The sequence below is a fragment of the Mycobacterium sp. IDUB_19 genome (genome assembly GCF_055419445.1).
Map to the genome: position 1 here is coordinate 77788 of NZ_JBVAXR010000006.1, position 22812 is coordinate 100599.

The following is a 22812-nucleotide window of genomic DNA, read 5'->3' on the forward strand; positions in this document are numbered from 1 at the left end:
GCGTTATGCCGCTCGCGGGAGTGGTTGCTTTTCCTCGACCGGCTCCGGTTCCGACTGCGCATTGTTGATGCGGCCCGCGCCCCACGTGAGGCCGGCGATGACCATCAGCGTCAGGATCAGCACCACGAGCGAACCGGCGTTGTACAGCCACCCGGGGGCGTTCTGGTCGCGTTCGCGCTGCAGGATGGTGATCTCGTGCACGAACGGCCGGTCGATCGAGGACAGGGCGGGAACCTCGGCCGCCGGAATGGCGTCGTCGGCCGGTTCGTAGATCGGTACGCCCGTCATCGTGTAGCCGTCCTGAATCCGCAGCAAGGTCTTCCACGAACCCCACACCGGGACCGGCGCGGCAGTGCGGTAGTGACCCGGGCCGACTTTGTCGAGCCGGTCGACCACCAGCCCTCGGTCGTTCTCCATTCGGCCCTGCCAGGACAGAATCGTCACCCAATCCGGCTGCGGGCCGACCGTATTGGTCGGTGTCAGCTGCACATCGGCGGACACCATGCGCTTACCGGGGGCACTGGGCAGCTCGGTCAGCGTGATCGTGGCCTTGCCATGTTCCGGCACCACGATGTGCAGGCCGTTGGCCACCGCGCCGCCGATCACCACGACGGTCGCGACGACCACCGAGATGCCGATCGAGCGGCGGGGCAGTCCCTGCCCGGACAGCACCATGCCGAACATCGCCCCGCACATCCCGGACAGCACTGCGACCGGTACCGCCATGGCCAGCGCCTCGCCCCACATGCTGACCGGCCACGGGTAGTGGTAGACGGCCGAAATCCACAACGACTCCAGCCACAGCCCGACCGTCGCCACCGCCAGGCCACAGACGGCGCCAAAAGCGATGGGGCGCTTGAACAGTGGACTCAGCGCCACCAGTTCGACGACCAGCGCGGGGCCCAGGTACATCGGGAACCAGTTGATCGGGGCGCCCAGGATGGGGCCCACCAGTAGCGCGACCCCACCGCGCAGCGCGACGGCGAACAACGCCGCAATGATCGCCGCGCCGCGGCCCATCGTGACGCGGGCGGCGACCGCCGCCAGGGAGGCCGCGAAGGCGATCATCATCGGCTGCAGCACCAAGCGGAATTGCTCGACACCGAAGTCGTATTCGATTTGGTAGACGGACAACCCGATGAACATTCCACCGAAGGACAGGTAACGCAGGAAGGTGATGAATGCGCCGTGTGCGGCGTCTGAGGCTTGTTTCAAGGCCTGTTCGGCCTCTCCCTCGCGCTCCAGCATCAGCACCGCGAACAGTGAGAAGCAGGCGCCGCCGATCATCATCAAATGCGTTGGGCCCCATAGGGTGACGTCTTGGCCGAAGATCCGGTGCCAGATGTCGTCGAGCGGGAACCCGATCATCGCGTAGAGTCCGCAGCCGGCCATCAGCACGCCGCCGACCGGTGCGTGCCAGTTGCGGGTGATGCGCACCGCCGCCGGGCCGGGCTTCTCGAACGGGAGGACGATCGAGATCATCCCGGCCAGGAACACCCCGAACAGCCCGATGATGATGAAGTAGTGCGCCGGGTTCGCCAGCGGCCCGGGGTCGCGGCCGTTGCCGATATGCCAGCTGACGTCCCAGATGAAGCCGAACAGGGCGCAGATGATCGACGTGGTGAAGACCAGGACGGGCAGCGCCACCCAGCTCGGGCGGTGGAATATCTCGCCCAACTTGTCGGCGAGCCGGGTCAACCACGTGATGCGATGAGTGCGGTGCGCATGGCCCACCCACAACATGACCAACGTGATGACCATCGCGGCGACCGACAGCCCGATCACCTGGTTGAGTCCCGCACCGCGGGCCGACGGCTCGGCGAGAAGCGGTAGCCCCGTTGACACCATTGTCATGTCCTCCCTACTGCGCCGGGACGTCCCGGGAGATCCGATCCAACGATCACTTATTACTGGCAGGTAAGTTGACGATCCAAGGTGTAATGCCCCGATTGAGGGTGTGTCAATCACCCGTGTCGTCGGGAGCTTTCGCCGGCTCCTGGGAATCCTCCGCCGGGCCGGCGCGGCGGTCCTTCAACGCGACATAGAGGACCACGGCGACCACGATCACGGCCGGCAAGAAGGCCGGCACCGCCAACACAATCCAGTGGTGTGCCAGGTATTCGACGTGCTGAGCAGCCATGGTGGTCGTATACCCCTGCGGTCGCCATTTCCTCGGCCCGGGCTCGCCCACGTCGCGGGCGGATACGCGCGGGCCGTTACCCTACTTTGAACACGTTTCGTTCAGGCTGCCACGACGTTGTGGCGAATGTGACCGCAGACGCGGACGCGACAAAGATGCAGGGGAGTACTTGGTGACTCAAGCGGCAACTCGACCCACCACCGACGCCGGCGATGAGGCAGACATCCTGGCGGTAGCCCGCCAGCAGGTGTTGGAGGACGGCAACGGACTGAGCCGGGACCAGGTACTTGCGGTGCTGCAGCTGTCCGACGAGCGGCTCGAGGAGCTGCTTGGGCTGGCCCACGAGGTGCGGATGCGCTGGTGTGGCCCCGAGGTCGAGGTTGAGGGCATCATCAGCCTCAAGACCGGTGGCTGCCCCGAGGACTGCCATTTCTGCTCCCAGTCCGGCTTGTTCGCCTCGCCGGTGCGCAGCGCCTGGCTCGACATTCCGAGCCTCGTCGAGGCGGCCAAGCAAACCGCGAAGTCGGGTGCCACCGAGTTCTGCATCGTGGCCGCCGTCCGTGGTCCGGACAAGCGGCTGATGTCCCAGGTCGCGGCGGGTATCGAGGCGATCCGCAACGAGGTCGAGATCAACGTCGCCTGTTCGCTGGGCATGCTTTCTCCCGAACAGGTCGACGAGCTCGCCGCGATGGGCGTGCACCGCTACAACCACAACTTGGAGACCGCCAAATCGTTCTTCACCAACGTCGTCACCACTCACACCTGGGAAGAGCGCTGGCAGACCCTGACGATGGTGCGCGACGCGGGCATGGAGGTGTGCTGCGGCGGCATCCTCGGCATGGGAGAGACCCTCGAGCAGCGCGCAGAATTCGCCGCCGACCTCTCCGAACTCGACCCCGACGAGGTGCCGCTGAACTTCCTCAACCCGCGGCCGGGCACCCCGTTCGGCGACCTCGAGGTGATGCCGGTCAGCGAGGCGTTGAAGTCGGTGGCGGCGTTCCGGTTGGCGTTGCCGCGCACCATGCTGCGTTTCGCCGGTGGCCGGGAGATCACCCTGGGCGACCTCGGCGCCAAGCAGGGCATCCTGGGCGGCATCAACGCCGTGATCGTCGGGAATTACCTGACCACACTCGGCCGCCCCGCCGAATCCGATCTGGAATTGCTCGAGGACTTGCAGATGCCCATCAAGGCGCTCAATGCCAGCTTGTAGCGGCTAGGTTGGAGTCTTGTGGTGCCAGATCTGGGCGCTCCGGTCAGCGCCGGGGTCTACAACGTCTATACCGGGGAATTGGGGGGTACGACCGTGCCCACCGCGGCCCAGCTGGGCCTTGAACCCCCGCGCTTTTGCGCCGAATGCGGGCGCCGGATGATCGTCCAGGTTCGCCCCGACGGCTGGCGGGCGCGATGCTCACGGCACGGCGAGGTCGACTCGTCGGACTTGGAGACTCAGCGGTGACAGAACCCGCTGCGCCCGCGGCTCCCGAGTCCGCTTGCCGCGCCGCCCCGTCGCGACTGCGCGCGATTCTGCTTGTGGCACTTGGACTCTCGGCGACCGGGGTGTTGGTCGGCGGCCTGTGGGCGTGGATGGCTCCGCCGATTCACCTGGTGGTCGCGATGACTCACGCGGGCGAGCGGGTGCATGAGTACCTGGGTACCGAGTCCCAGCACTTCTTCGACGTGCCATGCCTGATGTTGGGTCTGTTGACGGTGCTAGCGGTCGTCGCGCCGGTGCTGGTGTGGCAGTGCCGCCGCCTTCGCGGGCCCGGCATGGTCATCGGGCTGACGATCGGCATGGTGGGCGCCGCCGCGGTGGCCGCGGCGGTAGGGGCGGTGCTGGTCCTGCTGCGCTACGGCGCGCTGGACGTCGACAAGGTACCGCTGCTGGGAAGTCCGGCGGTGTCCTACGTCATCGAGGCGCCGCCGGTGTTCTTCGGACTCGGGCTGCTACAGGTGGTCACGACGCTGTTGTGGCCCGCCGGCGTCGCAGCGCTGGTGTATGCCGTAATGGCGGCCGGAAGTGCGCACGACGACCTGGGCAGCTCGGGGCTTACCGATCAGCCATCGCAGACGTTGCCGATGGAGCCGGAAGCCTCCGTCTCATAGCGGGCGGCGACGAATCTTTCGTCCGGTCAGGACCTTGGCCGCGATGACGCCCAGGCGAATCATGCCGGCGTAGGTCATCGGGTGGAACATCGTCGGCCAGACGGTCCTGATCAGGTGGTCGTTTACCGGTCGGCGGGCGAACCGGTCGGTGAGCCAGCGCAGCGTCATCGGCGCGGACAGCGGGTGCAGGAGCATGTGCTCGTTGAACGCGTCGCGGTGGTAGGTGACACTGGCGCCGCCGGCCGAATACGCGTCGGCCAGCGCATCGATGTCGTGGACGTCGATCAGGTAGTCGTGCACGGCCTGCACGATCAACACCGGCGGGGCCGGTGTTGCGACGCCCAGCTTGATGCTCTCGAAGACATGCGACACCTCGGGTGACGACAGGATGTCCTCCAGCGGCTCGTCGAGATAGTCGCCCATGTTCTCGCCGGCCATCCGCAGCACGGCACCGACCGTCGTCATCGTGTGCAGCCGGTTCAGCAGGGCCTGACCCTCGTCGTTGGTGTGCTCCTTGATGACCTTGTTCAGGTCGGGGTAGACGTGCGCGAGCGCGGCGACCACCATCGCGGGCAAGCCCGCGAACACGCCCCCGTTGAGCCGGCGGAAGGTGTGGCCGAGATCGCCGACGGGCGATCCCAGCACTGCCCCGACGATGTCCAGCTCTGGTGCGTAGTCGGCACACGTTTCGGCGGCCCAGGCGCTGGCCAGGCCGCCGCCGGAGTACCCCCACAGCCCGACGGGCGCCGACGGCGACAGCGACAGCCGGTCACAGTTCATGGCGGCCCGAATCCCGTCCAGGATGCGGTAGCCGGGTTCGTAGGGCGCGCCCCACATACCCTGCAGGCCCTCGTGGTCGGGCACCGAGACCGCCCAGCCTTCGGCGACGGCGGCAGCCACCAGGAACAGCTCCAATTGAGCTATCGAACCGAGGGCCTTCGACCTTCTGCGCAGTGCGTAGGACGGAAAGCAGCGCGACGACATGGCGTCGATCGCGCACTGGTAGGACAGCACCGGGCCGCTCTGCCCGACAACGCGATCGGCCGGGACGATCACCGTGGTCACGCAGGCCTCGGGAACGCCGTTCATGTCTGTCGTCCGGTAGAGCAGCTGGGTAGCCGAAACCGGCTGCGGGATCAGGCCGAGGAACGCCAACTCGACGTCGCGGGAGCGCAGCACCGTCCCGGGCTCGGCGTGTTGGAAGCCGGAAGGTGGCTGGTAGAACGGGTCGTCGGAGGGCAGCAGCGGGCGCGACTTGGGCTGCAGTTCCTCATGGGGCGGCCGACCGATCCACTCCGCACCGTCAGTGCCTGCCAAATTGCCGAGTTCAACCATTCAGGATCCCTTCTAGGCCACCCAGCATTTTCGCGCATGAACGGGCGGTAACCAAAATGTAATGGCCGGGCGGTGAGCCCATTCTTGCCTAGCGGCCGGGAGTGACGCTGGTCAAGGCTGGCCGGGCGGCCGGAGCGCGGCGAATTCGTCGGTGACCCGCAGCGCAGCTTCGGTGAAGTGGTACAGAGCTGCCGGTCGGCCGCCGCTGCGACCCGACTGCGCGATGGTGCCGGTTTGCGTGATCACGCCGCGGCGGGCCAGCACCCGCTGCAGATTCGTCGCGTCGACCTGATAGCCGAGCGCCGCGTCATAGATGTCGCGCAATGTGGAAAGTGCAAATTCCTTTGGCGCCAAAGCAAATCCGATGTTCGTGTACGACATCTTGGCGACCAGTCGGGCGTGCGCGTGCGTCACCATCGGGCCGTGGTCGAACGCCATCGGCGGCAGCGCACTGACCGGGTGCCACCGGGTGTCGGGCGGCAGCTCGGGCGTGGCGGGGGATGGCACCAGGCCAAGGAATGTCGAGGCGATCACCCGCGCACCCGGCACGCGGTGCGGGTCGGAGAACACGGCGAGCTGCTCCAAGTGAGCCAACTCCTGCAGATCCACCTTTTCGGCCAGCTGGCGCCGCACGGAGGTGATCATGTCCTCGTCGTTGCGCAGTCGTCCGCCGGGCAGTGACCAGGTGCCCCGTTGCGGATCGCGCGCACGCTCCCATAACAGCACGTTTAGCTGCGGTTTTCCTTTTCGGGAGGCTCCCTTAACCTGCTCGGTGGCCTGGCGAACTTGGAACACAACCGCTAGCACTTCATGGGCGGTGCTACCATTGGGCATGTTTTCGATTATAAGTCGAAAACCTCCTCGGTCGAAAGGAGCCGCCGTGACGGTGATGAATCGCATGGACACGCTCGCCGAAGACATGGTTGCCAGCATCACCAATTCCCCCACCGGTTATGGCGGCGTGGACGGCGACGAGCAGTGGGCCGGCGAGGTTCGCCGCCTGGCGGAACTGCGCGGCGCCACCGTGCTCGCGCACAATTACCAGCTACCCGCCATTCAGGACGTCGCCGACTACGTTGGAGATTCGCTCGCGCTGTCGCGGATCGCCGCCGATGCGCCCGAGGACACCATCGTGTTCTGCGGCGTGCACTTCATGGCCGAGACGGCCAAGATCCTCAGCCCGGAGAAGACCGTGCTCATTCCCGACCAGCGGGCCGGTTGCTCGCTGGCCGATTCGATCACTCCCGACGAACTGAGCGCCTGGAAAGACGAGCACCCCGGCGCCGTCGTCGTCTCCTACGTCAACACCACGGCAGCCGTGAAGGCGCTGACCGACATCTGCTGCACCTCGTCCAACGCGGTCGAGGTGGTCGAGTCGATCGACCCCGATCGCGAGGTGCTGTTCTGCCCGGACCAATTTCTCGGCGCGCATGTCCGCCGGGTGACGGGCCGCAAGAACGTGCACGTGTGGGCCGGCGAATGCCACGTACATGCCGGAATCAACGGCGACGAGCTCGCCGAGCAGGCCCGCGCCAATCCCGATGCCGAACTCTATGTGCATCCCGAATGCGGTTGCGCCACTTCGGCCTTGTACCTCGCCGGCGAAGGAGCCTTTCCCGCCGACCGGGTGAAGATCCTTTCCACGGGCGGCATGCTGGACGCGGCGCACGAGACACGCGCCCGCAAGGTCCTGGTCGCCACCGAGGTCGGCATGCTGCACCAATTGCGCCGAGCCGCACCGGAAGTCGACTTTCGCGCGGTCAACGACCGCGCCTCATGCAAATACATGAAGATGATCACCCCCGGTGCGCTGCTGCGCTGCCTGGTGGAAGGCGCGGACGAGGTCCACGTCGACCCGGATGTCGCGGCGGCCGGCCGGCGCAGCGTGCAGCGGATGATCGAGATCGGCCAGCCGGGCGGCGGCGAATGACGACCCGGCCCGCCTGGACACACGACGCCGACGTCGTGGTGATCGGTACGGGCGTCGGGGGATTGGCGGCCGCGCTGGCCGCCCATCGCGCCGGGCGCAACGTCGTCGTCCTCAGCAAGGCCGACCAGACCCACGGTGTCACCGCAACGCATTACGCCCAGGGCGGTATCGCGGTCGTGCTGCCGGACAACGAGGACTCCGTCGACGCCCATGTCGCCGACACCCTGGCGGCGGGCGCGGGCATGTGCGATCCCCAAGCCGTGTACTCGATCGTCGCCGACGGGTACCGCGCGGTCACCGAATTGGTCGGGCATGGCGCGCGATTCGACGAATCGGTGCCGGGCCGGTGGGCATTGACCCGCGAAGGCGGGCACTCGCGACGCCGCATTGTGCACGCCGGCGGCGACGCCACCGGTGCCGAGGTCCAGCGAGCGCTCGACCACGCCGCGCGGACGCTGGACGTTCGCACCAGCCACGTGGCGCTGCGAGTGCTGCACGACGGCACCGCGGTGACCGGGGTGGCCGTGGGCAATCCGGACGGCGTCGGGATCATCACCGCGCCCTCGGTGATCCTGGCTTCCGGCGGGCTCGGACATCTCTACAGCGCGACCACCAATCCCGACGGGTCCACCGGCGACGGAATCGCTTTGGCCTTGTGGGCCGGCGTCCCGATCAGCGATCTCGAGTTCATCCAGTTCCACCCCACCATGTTGTTCGGCGGCCAAGCCGGTGGTCGTCGGCCACTCATCACCGAGGCCATTCGCGGCGAGGGTGCGGTACTGGTTGACCGGCAAGGCAATTCGGTAACCGCGGGAGTTCATCCGATGGGTGACCTGGCGCCGCGCGATGTGGTCGCGGGAGCCATCGACGCGCGGTTGAAGGCCACCGGCGATGAATGCGTCTACCTCGACGCGCGCGGGATCGAGGGTTTCGAGGCCCGATTCCCCAACGTCACCGCCGCGTGCCGGGCCGCCGGCGTCGACCCGGTCAATCAACCGATCCCGGTTGTTCCCGGTGCGCATTACAGCTGCGGCGGCGTGGTCACCGACGTGCACGGTCAAACCGAGTTGCCCGGGTTGTTCGCCGCCGGCGAGGTGGCCCGCACCGGGATGCACGGCGCGAATCGCTTGGCGTCCAACAGCTTGCTGGAAGGTCTGGTGGTGGGTGGTCGCGCCGGGAAGGCCGCGGCTGTGCACGCGCTGGCGGCCGGGCGGATGCCCGCGACCGCGCCCGAGCCGATCACTCACACCGCGTCGAAGCGCCGTGAACTGCAAACCGCGATGACGCGGGACGCGTCGGTGGTACGCGACGCCGCGGGGCTGCAGCGCCTGTCCGACACGTTGTCCAGGGCGCGGGTTCGCAGCGTCGAGGGCCGTCGCGATTTCGAGGATGTGGCGCTGACGCTGACCGCCCGGGCGGTGGCCGCCGCGGCGTTGGCCCGCAACGAAAGCCGGGGCTGCCACCACCGTGCGGAGTACCCCGAGACTGCGCCGGAACAGGCCCGCAGCATCGTGGTCCGGCTCGCTGACACGGTGTGCGCCGAAGCCCTGGCGGCGGTGTCCTGATGACGTTGTCCGACGCCGAACTGGCCGCCGCTCGTGACATTGTTCGGCGTGGTCTCGAAGAGGATCTGCACTACGGGCCCGACATCACCACGCTCGCCACGGTGCCGGCCGGCGCGGCGACGGCGTCGATGGTGCCCCGCGAGCCGGGCGTGATCGCCGGATTGGACGTCGGCTTGCTGGTGCTCGACGAGGTGCTCGGCGCCGACCGCTACCAGGTGCTCAGCCGCGTCGAGGACGGCGCTCACGTGCAACCCGGCCAGCCCGTCTTGACCGTGCGGGCGGAGACCCGCGGCCTGCTGACCGCCGAGCGGACGATGCTGAACCTGGTCTGTCACCTGTCGGGCATCGCCACCGCGACCGCAGCCTGGGTGGACGCCGTGAGCGGCACGAAGGCCCAGGTCCGCGATACCCGTAAGACGCTGCCGGGGCTGCGCGCCCTGCAGAAGTACGCGGTGCGGATCGGCGGCGGGGTCAACCATCGCCTCGGGCTGGGCGATGCCGCGTTGATCAAGGACAACCATGTCGCGGCCGCGGGATCGGTCGTCGAGGCGCTGCGGGCGGTGCGCGAGGCCGCCCCCGATCTGCCGTGCGAGGTCGAAGTCGACTCGCTCGAGCAGCTCGACGAGGTGCTTCCCGAGAAGCCGGAGCTGATTCTGCTGGACAACTTCCCGGTGTGGCAGACGCAGATGGCCGTGCAGCGCCGCGACTCCCGCGCGCCGGCCGTGCTGCTGGAGTCCTCGGGCGGGCTCAGCCTGGACACCGCGGCGGCCTACGCCTCGACCGGGGTGGATTATCTGGCCGTCGGCGCGCTGACCCACTCGGTACGCGTGCTCGATATCGGTCTGGACATGTAGGTCAACTCGGAGCTCATTGCTCCGCTGCGGGCGGCGAGTACGGGTCGCGGCCGCACCAGCGTGACCGGCAGTTAATGTCGCAGCCGATGACTACTTACGACACGCTCACGCTCGCGCAGACCGGACCCTTCACACGAATCGTGCTCAACCGGCCGGAAGCGGCCAACGGGATTAACGATGCGCTGGCCGCAGAATTGGCGGACGCCGCTGTGCGATGCGACGTCGCCGAGACGAAGGTGGTGCTGCTCACCGGCGCGGGACGCTTCTTCTGCGCGGGGGGCGACTTGAAGGCGATGGCGGCATCCCCTCTGGGTGCGGGACGATTCGTCAAGAGCATCGCCGACGACCTGCACCGCGCGATCTCGACGTTCGCGCGAATGGACGCCGTGCTGATCATTGCGGTCAACGGCGTGGCGGCGGGGGCGGGGTTCAGCCTCGCGATGATCGGGGATCTCGTGCTGGCTGCGGAGTCTGCGTCGTTCACGATGGCCTACACCAAGGCGGGGCTGAGCCCGGACGGCAGCTCGTCGTACTACCTCCCGCGACTCATCGGTGTGCGTCGCACCCAAGAACTGATGCTCACCAACCGTCGGCTGTCGGCCCCGGAGGCAGCGCGGTGGGGATTGGTCACCGAAGTCGTCCCCGACGCCGATCTGGCCGGTCGTGCCGACCAGCTGGCCGCTGAAATGGCTTCCGCGGCAAAAGCTTCCAGCGCAGCCGTGAAGAAGCTGCTGATGATGAGCTTCGGCAATGGCCTGGAGGAACAAATGGAGATCGAGGGCCGGACTATCGCGGCATGCGCCGACAACGCCGACGGCCGCGAAGGGATCGACGCGTTCCTGAACAAACGCGCGGCAAAGTTCGCCTGAATCAATCGCTGACCTGACGCCGGCCGTTCAGCAACGAGCGTGCCGCGGGTTTGGCGGCGTTCAGCGCGGCCGGGTCGCCCGCGATCCGAGACAGGATCAGCGCTCCCTCGATCAATGAGATCACCGCGAGCGCAACCGTTTCCGCGTCCCGGTCGGCCCAGGCCTCGGAGCGCAGCCGATCCTCGATTGCCGCGCACCAACCCTGGAAGGCACGCGCTGAAGCCGCGCGCACCAGTGGACTCGCGTTGACGGACTCGGTGGCGATCGGCTCGATCGGGCAGCCGTCACGCTGGTCGCCGGCAAGTCCCGCGACCAGCAGGTCGATCCACCGATCGACGACGTCGGCCACTGCCCGGTCGCCGGCGAGGAATCTGCGCAGTAGTTGCTCGATCCCCGCCCCGGCACTGTCGACGACCGCGGCGGCCAGCTGTTGCTTGCCCTGTGGGAAGTGGTGATACATCGAACCGGCTTTGACGCCGGCCTCGTCGAGGATCTGGTTGAGTCCGGTCGCCGCATAGCCCTGGCGCCGGAACAGGGTGGCAGCGCGCTCGATCAGTGCTGCGCGGCTGCGGTCGGGTCTGGGCACAGCTATTGACAATACTTGAAAGATCACTCAAGAATGCTGAGATGAGGCAGCTGACCTTTGAAGACGCGGGACGGTATGCGTGGCGCGACGTGCCCGAGCCGGAAATCATCGCACCGGAACAAGCAGTGGTCAGGCCGTTGGCGGTGGCCTGCTGCGACCTCGACGTCGCGGTCGCCCGCGGCCAGGCGCCGCTGCCGCCCGGATACGCCGTCGGGCACGAGGGATTGGCCGAGGTCGTAGCCGTCGGCGACGCCGTAGGCACCGTCCGGCCGGGCGACTGGGTGGTGGTGCCGTTCCAGATCAGCTGCGGTAACTGCGCGCACTGCCGCCGCGGCGCGACAGGCTCGTGTGGCTCGGTGCCGCTGATGGCGATGTATGGTCTCGGCCCGCTCGCCGGTCTGAACGGCGGGGGATTCATGTCGGATCTGGTCTTGGTGCCCTACGCCGACGCGATGCTGGTCTCCGCCCCGGATAGCTTGCAGCCTAATGCCATTGCCTCGCTGTCGGACAACATTCCCGACGGATGGCGGGCGGTCGGGCCGTATGCGGCCGAACTGGCCGCGCTCGATCCGGCCGACCGCCGGGTGCTGGTGATCGGCAAGCTGTCGATCGGGCTGTACGCGGCGGCGTTCGCGGCCGCGCTGGGAGCCCGTGTCGACTACGTCGACCACGACGTTCGCCGCCTGGCGGCAGCCGAAAAGCTTGGCGCGGTCGTCCACGATCGGATCAAGCCGGACAAGTCGTGGGAGCCGTATCCGGTCACCGTGCACACCTCAGCCGACCCGTCGCTGCTGGCCGCGACGCTGCGTGCGACCTGGCCGGACGGTGTGTGCACCGACACCGGGGTCTACTACCAGCCGATGGTCGAGATGCCGCTGTTGCCGATGTACACCCGCGGGGTGCGGTTTGTCACCGGGCGGGTCAATGCGCGTTCGGCCATTCCTGCGGTGCTGGAACTGCTGGCCGGGGGCTGCGATCTGGCACCGGCCGTCGACCGGGTGGTGCCCTGGGCGGACGCGCCCTCGGTATGGCCGACGATGACCGGCAAGACCGTCTTCACCAGGGCCTAGCCCTCAGCGCCGGTTAGCCCCGCCATCTCCGTCGAGTGCGCATCCTTGGCGTCGGCTGTGCGTCCTGGGCGCCCTGAGCGCACACTCATAGCCCTGAGCGCACACTCGACGCTGGAAGCCGCCCGCTCAGGCGATGTCGCTGACCAAAACCGCCATGCGGCGCAACTGCAGACGCGCCAGCCGGGGCAGGCCGGTGCCGTCGGAACCGGCCGGCAGAATGCGGGGATTGGTGATATGCACGACCTTGCGGGCAAAGTGCAGGTCAGCCTGCCCGGCAGCCAGCACGTTCTTCACCCAGTCGGTCTTGCCGTGACCCAGCGCGACCGCCAGCACATTGCCGCTGCGGTAGGCCGTCACGATGGTTTTGTACGGTTTGCCCGACGTGCGGCCGCGATGCTCGATGGTGCCCGTTCCGGGCAGGAACCGCGCGATCGGCTTCAGCGCCGGGTTGAGGTATTTGACCTGGAAGTTCTCGAACCACGTCGGATACACCATCGGGATGCCCGGGGCGTTGTTCGGGTGATCCTTTGTGGACATGCCGGCTCCCTTGCGGAACGTAGTTAACGCGGCCGTGGGCCTGATTACCGGCACTGTACCGGTCGGATATTGATTTGAGTTCCTCTGGGACAATGGACGCTGTGACTGCCTCACCGCCCTCTGTGCTGGCCCGCATCGACCTGCGGGGCGCGGAGCTGACGGCCGGCCGGCTGCGGGCCGCCTTGCCGCGTGGTGGGGCAGACGTGGAGTCGGTGTTGCCGCGAGTACGGCCGATTGTGCAGGCCGTCGCCGAGCGCGGGGCCGAGGCGGCCCTGGAATTCGGCGCGTCGTTCGACGGCGTGCGCCCCGCGGCCGTGCGCGTGCCCGGGTCCGCGTTGCAGGCCGCGCTGGACGAACTCGACGCCGACGTCCGCAACGCGCTGCAGGTGATGATCGAGCGCACCCGCGCCGTGCACGCCGACCAGCGCCGCACCGACGTCACCACCGTGCTCGGGCCGGGCGCGACGGTCACCGAGCGGTGGGTCCCCGTCGAGCGGGTCGGCCTGTACGTGCCCGGCGGCAATGCGGTGTATCCGTCCAGCGTGGTGATGAACGTGGTGCCGGCGCAGACCGCGGGTGTCGAGTCGCTGGTGGTGGCCAGCCCGCCGCAGGCCCGCTTCGACGGCTTGCCGCATCCGACGATCCTGGCCGCGGCCCGGCTGCTGGGCGTCGACGAGGTGTGGGCGGTCGGCGGCGCGCAGGCGGTGGCGCTGCTGGCCTACGGCGGCGTCGACACCGATGGCGCGCAACTGGAGCCGGTCGACCTGATCACCGGGCCGGGCAATGTGTACGTCACGGCCGCCAAGCGGCTCTGCCGCTCACTGGTGGGCATCGATGCCGAGGCCGGGCCGACCGAGATCGCCATCCTCGCCGACCACACCGCCGATCCCGCGCATGTCGCCGCCGACCTGATCAGCCAGGCCGAACACGACGAGATGGCGGGCAGTGTGCTGGTGACCGCCAGCGCGGACCTGGCGGCGGCCACCGACACCGAAGTCGCGGCCCAGCTGCAGACCACGGTCCACCGCGATCGGGTGACGACCGCGCTGAGTGGGCCGCAATCGGCCATCATCCTGGTCGACGACCTGGACGCCGGCGTCAAGGTGGTCAACGCGTACGCCGCCGAACACCTCGAGATTCAGACCGTGGACGCGGCGCGCGTCGCCAGCCGAATACGTTCGGCCGGAGCCATTTTCGTCGGCCCGTGGTCGCCGGTGAGCCTCGGCGACTACTGCGCTGGATCCAACCACGTGTTGCCGACCGCGGGCAGCGCCCGGCACTCCAGTGGCCTGTCGGTACAGACCTTCCTGCGCGGAATTCATGTCGTGGAGTACACCGAGGCGGCCCTCAAAGACGTCTCCGGTCATGTGGTCACGCTCGCGAAAGCCGAAGACCTGCCGGCGCACGGCGAGGCGGTACGGCGGAGGTTCGAACGATGACCGCATCCGAACGGCAGGTCACCCTCGACGATCTGCCGCTGCGTGACGACCTGCGCGGCAAATCGCCTTACGGAGCGCCGCAATTGGCGGTTGCGGTGCGGTTGAACACCAACGAGAATCCGCACCCGCCCAGCAAGGCGCTGGTCGACGATGTCGTCCGGTCCGTCCAGGAGGCCGCAGCGGACTTGCACCGCTACCCCGACCGCGACGCGGTCGCGTTGCGCACCGATCTGGCGAGCTATCTCACCGCGCAAACCGGCACCCCGCTCGGTGTGGAAAACCTGTGGGCCGCCAACGGTTCCAACGAGATTCTGCAGCAGCTGCTGCAGGCGTTCGGTGGGCCGGGGCGCAGCGCGATCGGATTTGTGCCGTCCTACTCGATGCACCCGCTGATCTGCGACGCCACTCGCACCGAATGGTTCGAGGCCGCCCGTGCCGACGACTTCCGCCTCGACGTGGAGGGGGCCGTCGCCGCCATCACCGAACGCAAACCCGACGTGGTGTTCGTCACCAGCCCGAACAACCCCTCCGGACAAAGCATTTCGCTGCCGGACCTGCGCCGGCTGCTCGATGTGACTCCGGGCATCCTGATCGTCGACGAGGCGTACGGCGAGTTCTCGTCGCAGCCAAGTGCGGTGGCGCTGATCGAGGAGTATCCGACCCGGCTCGTGGTCAGCCGCACGATGAGTAAGGCGTTCGCGTTCGCCGGCGGCAGGCTCGGTTATCTGGTGGCCACGCCGGCGCTGATCGACGCGATGCTGTTGGTGCGGTTGCCCTACCACCTGTCGTCGGTCACTCAGGCCGCGGCCCGGGCCGCGCTGCGGCACGCCGACGACACCCTGGGCAGCGTGGCCACCCTGATCGCCGAGCGTGAACGGGTCTCGACGGCCCTGACCCGCTTGGGCTTTCGGGTAATCCCGAGCGACGCGAACTTCGTGCTGTTCGGCCAATTCGCCGACGCGCCCACTGCCTGGCAGCGTTACCTGGACGTTGGCGTTCTGATCCGCGACGTCGGCCTTCCCGGCTACCTGCGCACCACCATCGGGCTGGCCGACGAGAACGACGCTTTCCTCGAAGCGAGCGCCCAGGTCGCCGCCACCGAGCTGGCCCCAGCCGATCCCAGCCCCGTAGGAGCGATCGCAAGCGCGGCGACGCCGCGTGCAGCGGGTCGCGACCATGTATTAGGAGCACCGTGACCACTTTTGCGACCCGTCGCGCACGAATTGAGCGCCGCACCAAGGAATCCGACATCGTCGTCGAGCTCGACCTCGACGGCACCGGGCAGGTAGACATCGACACCGGTGTGCCGTTCTACGACCACATGCTGACCGCGTTGGGCAGCCACGCCAGCTTCGACCTGACCGTACGCAGCAAGGGCGACGTCGAGATCGAGGGACACCACACCATCGAGGACACCGCGATCGCGCTCGGACAGGCGCTCGGTCAGGCCCTCGGCGACAAGAAGGGCATCCGCCGGTTCGGGGACGCCTTCATCCCGATGGACGAGACGCTGGCGCACGCCGCGGTCGACGTGTCGGGCCGCCCGTACTGTGTGCACACCGGCGAGCCGGATCACCTGCAACACACCACCATCGCCGGAAACTCAGTGCCCTATCACACCGTGATCAACCGGCACGTGTTCGAATCGCTGGCGGCCAACGCCCGCATCGCGCTGCATGTGCGGGTGCTGTACGGGCGCGACCCGCACCACATCACCGAGGCCCAGTACAAGGCCGTGGCGCGCGCATTGCGCCAGGCGGTTGAACCCGATCCCCGCGTGTCGGGAGTGCCGTCCACCAAAGGTGTTTTGTGACAACACGATCGGTCGTCGTTCTGGACTACGGCTCGGGCAATCTGCGGTCTGCTCAGCGTGCGCTGCAGCGGGTGGGCGCGACGGTGGAAGTCACCGCCGACGCCCGCGCGGCGGCAGCCGCCGACGGGCTCGTGGTTCCCGGCGTTGGTGCGTTCGAGGCCTGCATGACCGGGCTGCGCAAGATCGCGGGCGAGCGGATCATCGCCGAGCGGGTGGCCGCCGGACGCCCGGTGCTCGGAGTCTGCGTCGGCATGCAGATCCTGTTCGCGCGCGGCGTTGAATTCGGGGTCCAGACGTCGGGCTGCGGGCAGTGGCCGGGTGCCGTGACCCGGCTGGACGCCCCGGTGATCCCGCACATGGGCTGGAATGTCGTGCAATCCGGCTCGGGCAGTCGACTTTTCAAGGGGCTGGATGCGTCCGCCCGGTTCTACTTCGTGCACTCCTACGCCGCGCAGCGGTGGGAGGGTTCGCCGGAGGCGGTGCTGACGTGGGCCACCCATCAGGTGCCGTTTTTGGCCGCGGTCGAGGACGGGCCGCTGGCCGCCACCCAATTTCACCCGGAGAAGAGCGGGGATGCCGGTGCGGCCGTATTGAGCAACTGGGTTGAGGGACTGTAGATGCCACTGCTTTTGTTACCCGCTGTCGACGTCGTCGAAGGTCGTGCCGTGCGCTTGGTGCAGGGCAAGGCCGGCAGCGAAACCGAGTACGGCTCCGCGCTGGATGCGGCGCTGAACTGGCAGCGCGACGGCGCCGACTGGATCCATCTTGTGGATCTGGACGCCGCATTCGGCCGTGGCTCCAACCGCGAACTGCTCGCCGAGGTGGTGGGCAAGCTCGACGTGTTGGTGGAACTGTCCGGCGGGATCCGCGACGACGATTCGCTGGCCGCGGCACTGGCTACCGGTTGTGCCCGGGTCAACCTGGGCACGGCGGCGCTGGAGAACCCGCAGTGGTGCGCGCGGGCGATCACCGAGCACGGTGAAAAGGTCGCCGTCGGCTTGGATGTCCAGATCGTGGACGGCCAGCACCGGTTGCGCGGTCGCGGTTGGGAGACCGATGGCGGTGACCTGTGGGACGTGCTGGAACGCCTTGACGGCGAAGGATGTTCGCGGTTCGTCGTCACCGACGTCACCAAGGACGGCACGCTCGGCGGTCCCAATCTCGACCTGCTGGCCCACGTCGCCGGACGTACCGACGCCCCGGTCATCGCGTCGGGCGGCGTGTCGAGCCTGGACGACCTGCGCGCCATCGCTACGCTGACCGACCGCGGCGTCGAGGGCGCTATCGTCGGCAAGGCGCTGTATGCCGGGCGGTTCACCCTGCCGCAGGCACTGGACGCGGTGCGGGCGTAGACCGATGGATCTGCACGTGCTGCTGGCCGAGGCGTCAGTGATCCTCGACGCAGCAGTCGAGCCATTCGTGGCCGGCCATCGCGCCGATTCGGCAGTTCGGAAGAAGGGCAACGACTTCGCCACCCAAGTCGACCTTGAGATCGAGCGGCAGGTCGTCGCCGCGCTGGAAGCGGCCACCGGAATCGGGGTGCACGGTGAGGAATTCGGCGGCACACCCGTCGATTCGCCATGGGTGTGGGTGCTGGACCCGATCGACGGCACCTTCAACTACGCGGCCGGGTCGCCGATGGCGGCGATTCTTCTGGGCCTGCTGCACGATGGCGAACCGGTGGCAGGCCTGACCTGGATCCCGTTCACCGACGACCGCTACACCGCCGTCTCCGACGGCCCGCTGATGAAAAATGGTGCCGAGCGGCCGTCGCTGACTCACACCGATCTCGGCGATGGCCTGATCGGCGTCGGCACGTTCAACGCCGAATCCCGCGGCCGCTTCCCGGGACGTTATCGGGTCGCGGTGCTCGAGAAGCTGAGCACGGTGTCCTCGCGATTGCGGATGCACGGATCGACCGGCCTGGACCTCGTCTACGTGGCCGACGGAATCCTCGCCGGTGCAGTCGTTTTCGGTGGAAATGTGTGGGATCACGCCGCAGGAATCGCGCACGTTCGGGCCGCGGGTGGCACCGTCACCGATCTGGCCGGCCAACCGTGGACTCCCGAGTCGCGGTCGGTGCTGGCCGCGGCACCCGGCGCCTACGGGCAGATTCTCGAGATCGTGCGCAGTGCCGGCCGACCGGAGGACTACTGACATGTATGCGGGTACCGACCTTGCCGTGCGGGTGATTCCGTGCCTGGACGTCGACGACGGGCGGGTCGTCAAGGGAGTCAACTTCGAGAACCTGCGCGACGCCGGTGATCCTGTGGAACTCGCCGCGGTGTATGACGCCGAAGGCGCCGACGAGCTGACCTTTCTCGACGTGACCGCATCGTCGTCCGGCAGGGCGACGATGCTGGACGTAGTGCGCCACACCGCCGAGCAGGTCTTCATTCCGCTGACGGTCGGCGGCGGAGTCCGCACCGTGGCCGACGTGGACATGCTGCTGCGGGCGGGCGCGGACAAGGTGTCGGTCAACACCGCCGCGATTGACCGCCCCGAGCTACTCGCCGAATTATCAAGGCAATTCGGCTCGCAGTGCATAGTGTTATCCGTCGACGCCCGTACGGTGCCGACCGGTTCGGCGCCAACACCGTCGGGTTGGGAAGTCACCACGCACGGCGGCCGTCGCGGTACCGGTATCGACGCCGTCGAGTGGGCGGCCCGCGGCGCCGAACTGGGGGTGGGGGAGATCCTGCTCAACTCGATGGACGCCGACGGCACCAAGGCCGGGTTCGACCTGGCGATGCTGCGCGCGGTCCGTGCCGCGGTCACGGTTCCGGTGATTGCCAGCGGCGGCGCCGGGGCGGTGGACCACTTCGCACCCGCGGTCGACGCCGGTGCCGATGCGGTGTTGGCAGCCAGCGTCTTTCACTTCCGCGAGCTGACGATCGGGCAGGTGAAGGCAGCGATGGCCGCAGCAGGGATCACCGTGCGATGACGCTCGACCCGAACATCGCCGCGCGCCTGAAGCGCAATGCCGACGGACTGTTCACCGCCGTCGTGCAGGAGCGGGGCAGCGGTGACGTCCTGATGGTCGCCTGGATGGACGACGAGGCGCTGGCCCGCACACTGGAAACCCGTGAGGCAACCTACTATTCGCGATCCCGGGGCGAACAGTGGATCAAGGGCGCGACGTCCGGCCACACCCAGCATGTGCACTCCGTGCGTCTGGACTGCGACGGCGATACCGTGCTGTTGACCGTCGATCAGGTCGGCGGCGCCTGCCACACTGGAGACCACAGCTGCTTCGACGCCGACGTGCTGCTGGACCCCCAGGACTAACCGGGCTCAGCTCCGGCCGACGTCCAAACTGTTGGCCGCGGCTATCGCCGCGCGGGGCCATTCATGCCGGAAGACCGCCGGCGAGATGCGGTCGCGGCGAATGACTTCCAGATCGATGGGCTTCCCGGTGATCACGGCGTTGGGCACCCGGAAGGAATAGGCCGGCTCCTCGGTGGCCACGGCCAGAATCGCGTCGCTGTCCGTGAAGTTGTTGGCGCGCATGGTGTCCTCGGCCCATCGGACCGGTTTGAGGCCATCGAAGTTCTTGACGTACACCACCCACAGCCGGGTGCCTCGGGTGTTGTAGAGCTTGGTGAGCGCGCGGTTCACCGCGTCGTATTCGAGGGGCGCGAGCACGCCGGATTTATCGGTGATTTGGCCGGACAGCGTGATCGCCGGCTTTGCCTGGGTCGCGCTCGGCGGCGCAACCGATCGCGAGGCGGCGCTGCTATTGCCCGGCTGGTTCGAGTCGCCGCCGAGCAGGCGCACGCCGACGAGCGCCCCAAGGCCGATCAGCGCGACGCCGACGATCGCCGCGACCGCGATCGCCGTGCGCCGATTGCTACGTGCTGGTGGCGGTGGGGCCGAGGCGGTTTGCGACGCCGCGATCACTTCGGTCGGAATAGGGGCCGCTTGTGTCGGGCCGACGACCTCGGCCGCCACGGTGCCGAGCTGGCTTCCCAGTGCGGCGGCGAAATCCGTACATGTCGCATAACGTTCGGCCGGGCTCTTGGCGAGCGCTCTGGCGAGCGCTCCGTCCAGGTCTGCCAGTTCGGGGCGGCGCTCACTGATCGGCGGCGGCGGCGCGGACAAATGCTGCGTAATGACCACCGCCGGGTTGGAGCCGTGAAAAGGGGCGGAACCGGTCAACAGGTTGAACGCGGTGCATCCCAGCGCGTACTGGTCGGCGCGTCCGTCGAGATCCAAGCCCTGCAGCTGCTCGGGTGCGCAGTAGGCGGTCGTGCCCATCATCATGTTTGTCGCTGTCAGGCCACTGATTTCACCCAGCTCGCGGGCAATGCCGAAATCGGCCAGCAGGATCCGCCGTCGGGGCGTTGTGTCACTGAGCAGGATGTTGGCGGGTTTGACGTCGCGGTGCAGCAGGCCGCGCGAATGCGCGTAATCCAGCGCGTCGGCAACGGCCGCAATGATCTCGACGACGTCGGCTTTCGGCATCCCCGACGGGTACTGGCGCAGCAGCTGCGCGGCGTCGGTCCCCTCCACGTAGTCCATCGAGATCCAGAGTTGCCCTTCGTATTCCCCGCGGTCGTGGATGCCGACGATGTGCTCGTTGTACAAGCTCGCGGCAAGGTCAGCCTCCCGGTTGAAGCGTTGCCGAAACTCGAGGTTCTCGGTGAGCTCGCCGGGCAGGATCTTCAGGGCGTCACGGCGGGGCAACCGTGGATGCTGCGCCAGATACACCTCGCCCATTCCCCCGGCCCCCAGACGCCGAACGATGGTGTATCCGGCGAACACCGCGCCTTGGTGTAACCCATCGCTTTGCGGCATGTGAGCATGCTACTGAGGCGCTGATCGCGGCGGCCGGCTAATCGCGGCCGGCACTGCGCCGCGTTTCGGCGCCCGGGCTCACGGGGCACCGGCCGACGATTTCGGTGAGAATGGCGGGCGATGTTGAAACAGCTGTCCTGGAACGTTGTCGTGCCGGTGATCGCCCTCGTCGCGCTGGCACTGACCTGGGGCACGGCGCCCGGGTCCTTGCTCGCCGGGATCGAGGCGGTATTCCTGATCGGCTCGGTGCTGGCCGCGGTGCACCACGCCGAGGTGGTCGCGCACCGAGTCGGGGAACCTTTCGGGTCGTTGGTGCTCGCCACGGCGGTGACCGTCATCGAGCTGGCCCTGATCATTGCGCTGATGGCGTCTGGCGGCAACGAGGCGGCGACGCTGCCCCGAGACACCGCGTTCGCGGCCTTGATGATCACCACGAACGGCATCGCCGGCTTGTCACTGCTGCTGGGTTCACACCGTTATGGCGTCACATTGTTCAACCCGCACGGCAGTGGTGCGGCGCTGGCCACGCTGACCACGCTGGCGACCCTGAGCCTGGTGCTGCCCGCCTTCACCACCACTCGCGGGGGTCAGGAATTCTCGCCCGGCCAGCTCGAATTCGCTGCCGTCGCGTCGTTGCTGCTGTACCTGCTGTTCGTCTTCACGCAGACGGTGCGGCATCGCGGGTTCTTTCTGCCGATCGCGCAGAAAGGCCAGCAGAGCATCTTCGACGAGGAAAGCGATGCGGAGCCGCCCACCAAGGCCGCGGCGCTGCGGAGCTCGGGGCTGCTGCTGGTGGCGCTGGTTGCGGTGGTGGGTCTGGCCGAACAAGAGTCGCCGGCCGTCGAGAAACTGGTGTCGGTGGCGGGGTTCCCGCACTCATTCGTCGGCGTGGTGATCGCGGCCCTGGTGCTGCTGCCGGAGACGCTCGCCGCGGCGCGAGCGGCGCGAGCGGGCCGCATCCAGACCAGCCTCAACCTCGCTTACGGCTCGGCGATGGCCAGCATCGGGCTCACCATTCCCGGCATCGCGCTGGCGTCGATCTGGATCAAGGGACCGCTGATACTCGGTCTGGGTCCAACTCAGTTGGTGCTGTTTGCATTGACGGTGGTGATCAGCATGCTGACCGTGGTACCCGGCCGGGCGACCCGGCTACAGGGAGAGGTACATCTGGTGTTGCTGGCCGCGTTCGTGTTTTTGGCGATCATCCCGTAACAGCAAGCAGCGCAAGCGATTACGCCGACGAGCGCGCCCGCAGCGTCTGCAGTGCCTGGTCGGCGTGGGTGTCCATGCTGAACTCGCTGGAAATCACGTTGAGCACCTTGCGGTCGGTGTCGATGACAAACGTCGTGCGCTTGACCGGCATCAACTTGCCGAGCAGGCCGCGCTTGACGCCGAACGCGGTGGCGACGGTGCCCTCGGTGTCCGACAGCAGCGGGTAGTCGAAATTCTCCTTGTCGGCGAACTTGGCCTGCTTTTGCACGGCGTCGGTGCTGATGCCGACCCGGTTGGCGCCGACCGCGGCGAATTCGGAGGCCAGGTCCCGGAAGTGGCAGGCTTCCTTGGTGCACCCAGGAGTCATCGCCGCGGGGTAGAAGAACAGGACTACTGGGCCGTCGGCAAGCAGGGCGCTGAGCTTGCGCGGCGATCCGGTCTGGTCAGGAAGTTCGAAGTCGGCCACCGTGTCACCAGTTTTCATGGCCGTCAGGCTACGCCCCAGGTGTTCGACTCCTCACACGCCGCTGACGCGGCCTGCATCGTCGTCGGGCAGGCCCGG

At 67.8% G+C, this 22812-nt stretch carries 25 protein-coding genes; 17 read left to right on the forward strand and 8 right to left on the reverse strand.

Annotated features, from left to right (window positions below):
• Window positions 1–3: 3 nt before the first annotated feature.
• Together ACZY0B_RS07590 and ACZY0B_RS07595 are read right to left on the reverse strand one after the other, a co-directional pair.
• Window positions 4–1848, reverse strand: a complete 1845-nt coding sequence (locus ACZY0B_RS07590; RefSeq protein WP_463763554.1) for a hypothetical protein — start codon at window positions 1846–1848, stop codon at window positions 4–6.
• 112 nt (window positions 1849–1960) lie between these two features.
• Window positions 1961–2140: a hypothetical protein gene (locus tag ACZY0B_RS07595; protein WP_463763444.1), complete on the reverse strand. Its 180-nt coding sequence runs from the start codon at window positions 2138–2140 to the stop codon at window positions 1961–1963.
• Between the two features lie 172 nt (window positions 2141–2312).
• Between ACZY0B_RS07595 and bioB the strand changes: the two genes are divergently transcribed.
• From bioB to ACZY0B_RS07610, 3 genes are read left to right on the forward strand one after another with little or no spacing between them, the layout of a single operon-like run.
• A complete protein-coding gene (gene bioB, locus ACZY0B_RS07600; protein ID WP_463763445.1) occupies window positions 2313–3350 on the forward strand; it encodes a biotin synthase BioB in 1038 nt (345 codons plus the stop codon).
• An 18-nt stretch (window positions 3351–3368) separates the two neighbouring features.
• Window positions 3369–3596 (forward strand): biotin synthase auxiliary protein BsaP, encoded by a 228-nt coding sequence (gene bsaP, locus ACZY0B_RS07605; protein WP_463763446.1) that lies wholly within the window; start codon window positions 3369–3371, stop codon window positions 3594–3596.
• Entirely contained in the window at window positions 3593–4243 is a 651-nt protein-coding gene (locus tag ACZY0B_RS07610) for a DUF2567 domain-containing protein (protein WP_463763447.1), read from the forward strand. Before bsaP ends, ACZY0B_RS07610 begins: the two co-directional genes overlap by 4 nt.
• On the opposite strand, the gene ACZY0B_RS07615 is transcribed toward ACZY0B_RS07610, so the two are convergent.
• Complete coding sequence (locus tag ACZY0B_RS07615; protein WP_463763448.1) at window positions 4238–5578, reverse strand: lipase family protein; 1341 nt, start codon at window positions 5576–5578, stop codon at window positions 4238–4240. The two genes, ACZY0B_RS07610 and ACZY0B_RS07615, sit on opposite strands and share 6 nt — an antisense overlap.
• Before the next feature lie 111 nt (window positions 5579–5689).
• Window positions 5690–6412 carry an NUDIX hydrolase gene (locus ACZY0B_RS07620; RefSeq protein ID WP_463763449.1) on the reverse strand — a complete coding sequence of 241 codons (723 nt, stop codon included), beginning with the start codon at window positions 6410–6412 and terminating at the stop codon, window positions 5690–5692.
• A 46-nt stretch (window positions 6413–6458) separates the two neighbouring features.
• On the opposite strand from ACZY0B_RS07620, the gene nadA reads away from it, so the two are divergent.
• The 4 genes from nadA to ACZY0B_RS07640 all read left to right on the forward strand — a co-directional run bounded on the left by nadA (window position 6459) and on the right by ACZY0B_RS07640 (window position 10796).
• Window positions 6459–7508, forward strand: coding sequence for a quinolinate synthase NadA (gene nadA / locus ACZY0B_RS07625; RefSeq protein ID WP_463763450.1), 1050 nt, complete (start codon window positions 6459–6461; stop codon window positions 7506–7508).
• The gene (locus tag ACZY0B_RS07630; protein WP_463763451.1) at window positions 7505–9073 is read left to right on the forward strand and encodes an L-aspartate oxidase; all 1569 of its coding nucleotides are present in this window, start codon (window positions 7505–7507) and stop codon (window positions 9071–9073) included. The genes nadA and ACZY0B_RS07630 overlap by 4 nt, the downstream gene beginning before the upstream one ends.
• Window positions 9073–9927 carry a carboxylating nicotinate-nucleotide diphosphorylase gene (gene nadC, locus ACZY0B_RS07635; protein WP_463763452.1) on the forward strand — a complete coding sequence of 285 codons (855 nt, stop codon included), beginning with the start codon at window positions 9073–9075 and terminating at the stop codon, window positions 9925–9927. Before ACZY0B_RS07630 ends, nadC begins: the two co-directional genes overlap by 1 nt.
• Window positions 9928–10013: 86 nt before the next feature.
• The gene (locus ACZY0B_RS07640) at window positions 10014–10796 is read left to right on the forward strand and encodes an enoyl-CoA hydratase/isomerase family protein (RefSeq protein ID WP_463763453.1); all 783 of its coding nucleotides are present in this window, start codon (window positions 10014–10016) and stop codon (window positions 10794–10796) included.
• A 1-nt stretch (window position 10797) separates the two neighbouring features.
• On the opposite strand, the gene ACZY0B_RS07645 is transcribed toward ACZY0B_RS07640, so the two are convergent.
• Window positions 10798–11382 (reverse strand): TetR/AcrR family transcriptional regulator, encoded by a 585-nt coding sequence (locus ACZY0B_RS07645; RefSeq protein ID WP_463763454.1) that lies wholly within the window; start codon window positions 11380–11382, stop codon window positions 10798–10800.
• Between the two features lie 41 nt (window positions 11383–11423).
• On the opposite strand from ACZY0B_RS07645, the gene ACZY0B_RS07650 reads away from it, so the two are divergent.
• Window positions 11424–12452 carry an alcohol dehydrogenase catalytic domain-containing protein gene (locus ACZY0B_RS07650; protein WP_463763456.1) on the forward strand — a complete coding sequence of 343 codons (1029 nt, stop codon included), beginning with the start codon at window positions 11424–11426 and terminating at the stop codon, window positions 12450–12452.
• A 126-nt stretch (window positions 12453–12578) separates the two neighbouring features.
• Here ACZY0B_RS07650 and ACZY0B_RS07655 read toward each other — a convergent pair whose 3' ends face one another.
• The gene (locus tag ACZY0B_RS07655) at window positions 12579–12989 is read right to left on the reverse strand and encodes a nitroreductase family deazaflavin-dependent oxidoreductase (protein ID WP_463763457.1); all 411 of its coding nucleotides are present in this window, start codon (window positions 12987–12989) and stop codon (window positions 12579–12581) included.
• Between the two features lie 122 nt (window positions 12990–13111).
• Between ACZY0B_RS07655 and hisD the strand changes: the two genes are divergently transcribed.
• Genes hisD through hisI form a run of 8 tightly spaced genes read left to right on the forward strand, consistent with a single transcriptional unit; the run spans window position 13112 to window position 19529 of the window.
• Window positions 13112–14428: a histidinol dehydrogenase gene (hisD, locus tag ACZY0B_RS07660; RefSeq protein WP_463763555.1), complete on the forward strand. Its 1317-nt coding sequence runs from the start codon at window positions 13112–13114 to the stop codon at window positions 14426–14428.
• Window positions 14425–15624: a histidinol-phosphate transaminase gene (locus tag ACZY0B_RS07665; RefSeq protein WP_463763458.1), complete on the forward strand. Its 1200-nt coding sequence runs from the start codon at window positions 14425–14427 to the stop codon at window positions 15622–15624. The genes hisD and ACZY0B_RS07665 overlap by 4 nt, the downstream gene beginning before the upstream one ends.
• The gene (hisB, locus tag ACZY0B_RS07670; RefSeq protein WP_463763556.1) at window positions 15609–16241 is read left to right on the forward strand and encodes an imidazoleglycerol-phosphate dehydratase HisB; all 633 of its coding nucleotides are present in this window, start codon (window positions 15609–15611) and stop codon (window positions 16239–16241) included. The genes ACZY0B_RS07665 and hisB overlap by 16 nt, the downstream gene beginning before the upstream one ends.
• Window positions 16238–16858 (forward strand): imidazole glycerol phosphate synthase subunit HisH, encoded by a 621-nt coding sequence (hisH, locus tag ACZY0B_RS07675; RefSeq protein ID WP_463763460.1) that lies wholly within the window; start codon window positions 16238–16240, stop codon window positions 16856–16858. Before hisB ends, hisH begins: the two co-directional genes overlap by 4 nt.
• A complete protein-coding gene (gene priA / locus ACZY0B_RS07680) occupies window positions 16859–17593 on the forward strand; it encodes a bifunctional 1-(5-phosphoribosyl)-5-((5-phosphoribosylamino)methylideneamino)imidazole-4-carboxamide isomerase/phosphoribosylanthranilate isomerase PriA (RefSeq protein WP_463763461.1) in 735 nt (244 codons plus the stop codon). It abuts the gene before it with no gap.
• Window positions 17594–17597: 4 nt separating this feature from the next.
• Window positions 17598–18398 (forward strand): inositol monophosphatase family protein, encoded by an 801-nt coding sequence (locus ACZY0B_RS07685; RefSeq protein ID WP_463763463.1) that lies wholly within the window; start codon window positions 17598–17600, stop codon window positions 18396–18398.
• Between the two features lies 1 nt (window position 18399).
• Window positions 18400–19185 carry an imidazole glycerol phosphate synthase subunit HisF gene (hisF, locus tag ACZY0B_RS07690; protein ID WP_463763464.1) on the forward strand — a complete coding sequence of 262 codons (786 nt, stop codon included), beginning with the start codon at window positions 18400–18402 and terminating at the stop codon, window positions 19183–19185.
• Window positions 19182–19529: a phosphoribosyl-AMP cyclohydrolase gene (gene hisI / locus ACZY0B_RS07695; protein ID WP_463763465.1), complete on the forward strand. Its 348-nt coding sequence runs from the start codon at window positions 19182–19184 to the stop codon at window positions 19527–19529. The genes hisF and hisI overlap by 4 nt, the downstream gene beginning before the upstream one ends.
• Before the next feature lie 6 nt (window positions 19530–19535).
• Here hisI and ACZY0B_RS07700 read toward each other — a convergent pair whose 3' ends face one another.
• Window positions 19536–21038, reverse strand: a complete 1503-nt coding sequence (locus tag ACZY0B_RS07700; RefSeq protein ID WP_463763466.1) for a serine/threonine-protein kinase — start codon at window positions 21036–21038, stop codon at window positions 19536–19538.
• 120 nt (window positions 21039–21158) lie between these two features.
• On the opposite strand from ACZY0B_RS07700, the gene ACZY0B_RS07705 reads away from it, so the two are divergent.
• The gene (locus ACZY0B_RS07705) at window positions 21159–22250 is read left to right on the forward strand and encodes a calcium:cation antiporter (protein ID WP_463763467.1); all 1092 of its coding nucleotides are present in this window, start codon (window positions 21159–21161) and stop codon (window positions 22248–22250) included.
• A gap of 19 nt (window positions 22251–22269) precedes the next feature.
• On the opposite strand, the gene ACZY0B_RS07710 is transcribed toward ACZY0B_RS07705, so the two are convergent.
• Window positions 22270–22734, reverse strand: coding sequence for a peroxiredoxin (locus tag ACZY0B_RS07710; RefSeq protein WP_463763468.1), 465 nt, complete (start codon window positions 22732–22734; stop codon window positions 22270–22272).
• Between the last annotated feature and the right edge of the window lie 78 nt (window positions 22735–22812).

Excerpts from the sequence above, each read along its gene's own strand:
- ACZY0B_RS07620 (WP_463763449.1), bottom strand. The coding sequence starts at position 6,412 with ATGCCCAATGGTAGCACCGCCCATGAAGTGCTAGCGGTTGTGTTCCAA.
- ACZY0B_RS07665 (WP_463763458.1), top strand. The coding sequence starts at position 14,425 with ATGACCGCATCCGAACGGCAGGTCACCCTCGACGATCTGCCGCTGCGT.
- ACZY0B_RS07630 (WP_463763451.1), top strand. The coding sequence starts at position 7,505 with ATGACGACCCGGCCCGCCTGGACACACGACGCCGACGTCGTGGTGATC.
- ACZY0B_RS07595 (WP_463763444.1), bottom strand. The coding sequence starts at position 2,140 with ATGGCTGCTCAGCACGTCGAATACCTGGCACACCACTGGATTGTGTTG.
- hisI (WP_463763465.1), top strand. The coding sequence starts at position 19,182 with ATGACGCTCGACCCGAACATCGCCGCGCGCCTGAAGCGCAATGCCGAC.
- priA (WP_463763461.1), top strand. The coding sequence starts at position 16,859 with ATGCCACTGCTTTTGTTACCCGCTGTCGACGTCGTCGAAGGTCGTGCC.
- hisF (WP_463763464.1), top strand. The coding sequence starts at position 18,400 with ATGTATGCGGGTACCGACCTTGCCGTGCGGGTGATTCCGTGCCTGGAC.
- ACZY0B_RS07640 (WP_463763453.1), top strand. The coding sequence starts at position 10,014 with ATGACTACTTACGACACGCTCACGCTCGCGCAGACCGGACCCTTCACA.
- ACZY0B_RS07590 (WP_463763554.1), bottom strand. The coding sequence starts at position 1,848 with ATGGTGTCAACGGGGCTACCGCTTCTCGCCGAGCCGTCGGCCCGCGGT.
- ACZY0B_RS07650 (WP_463763456.1), top strand. The coding sequence starts at position 11,424 with ATGAGGCAGCTGACCTTTGAAGACGCGGGACGGTATGCGTGGCGCGAC.
- ACZY0B_RS07615 (WP_463763448.1), bottom strand. The coding sequence starts at position 5,578 with ATGGTTGAACTCGGCAATTTGGCAGGCACTGACGGTGCGGAGTGGATC.
- ACZY0B_RS07705 (WP_463763467.1), top strand. The coding sequence starts at position 21,159 with ATGTTGAAACAGCTGTCCTGGAACGTTGTCGTGCCGGTGATCGCCCTC.
- ACZY0B_RS07710 (WP_463763468.1), bottom strand. The coding sequence starts at position 22,734 with ATGAAAACTGGTGACACGGTGGCCGACTTCGAACTTCCTGACCAGACC.
- ACZY0B_RS07700 (WP_463763466.1), bottom strand. The coding sequence starts at position 21,038 with ATGCCGCAAAGCGATGGGTTACACCAAGGCGCGGTGTTCGCCGGATAC.
- nadC (WP_463763452.1), top strand. The coding sequence starts at position 9,073 with ATGACGTTGTCCGACGCCGAACTGGCCGCCGCTCGTGACATTGTTCGG.
- ACZY0B_RS07655 (WP_463763457.1), bottom strand. The coding sequence starts at position 12,989 with ATGTCCACAAAGGATCACCCGAACAACGCCCCGGGCATCCCGATGGTG.
- ACZY0B_RS07685 (WP_463763463.1), top strand. The coding sequence starts at position 17,598 with ATGGATCTGCACGTGCTGCTGGCCGAGGCGTCAGTGATCCTCGACGCA.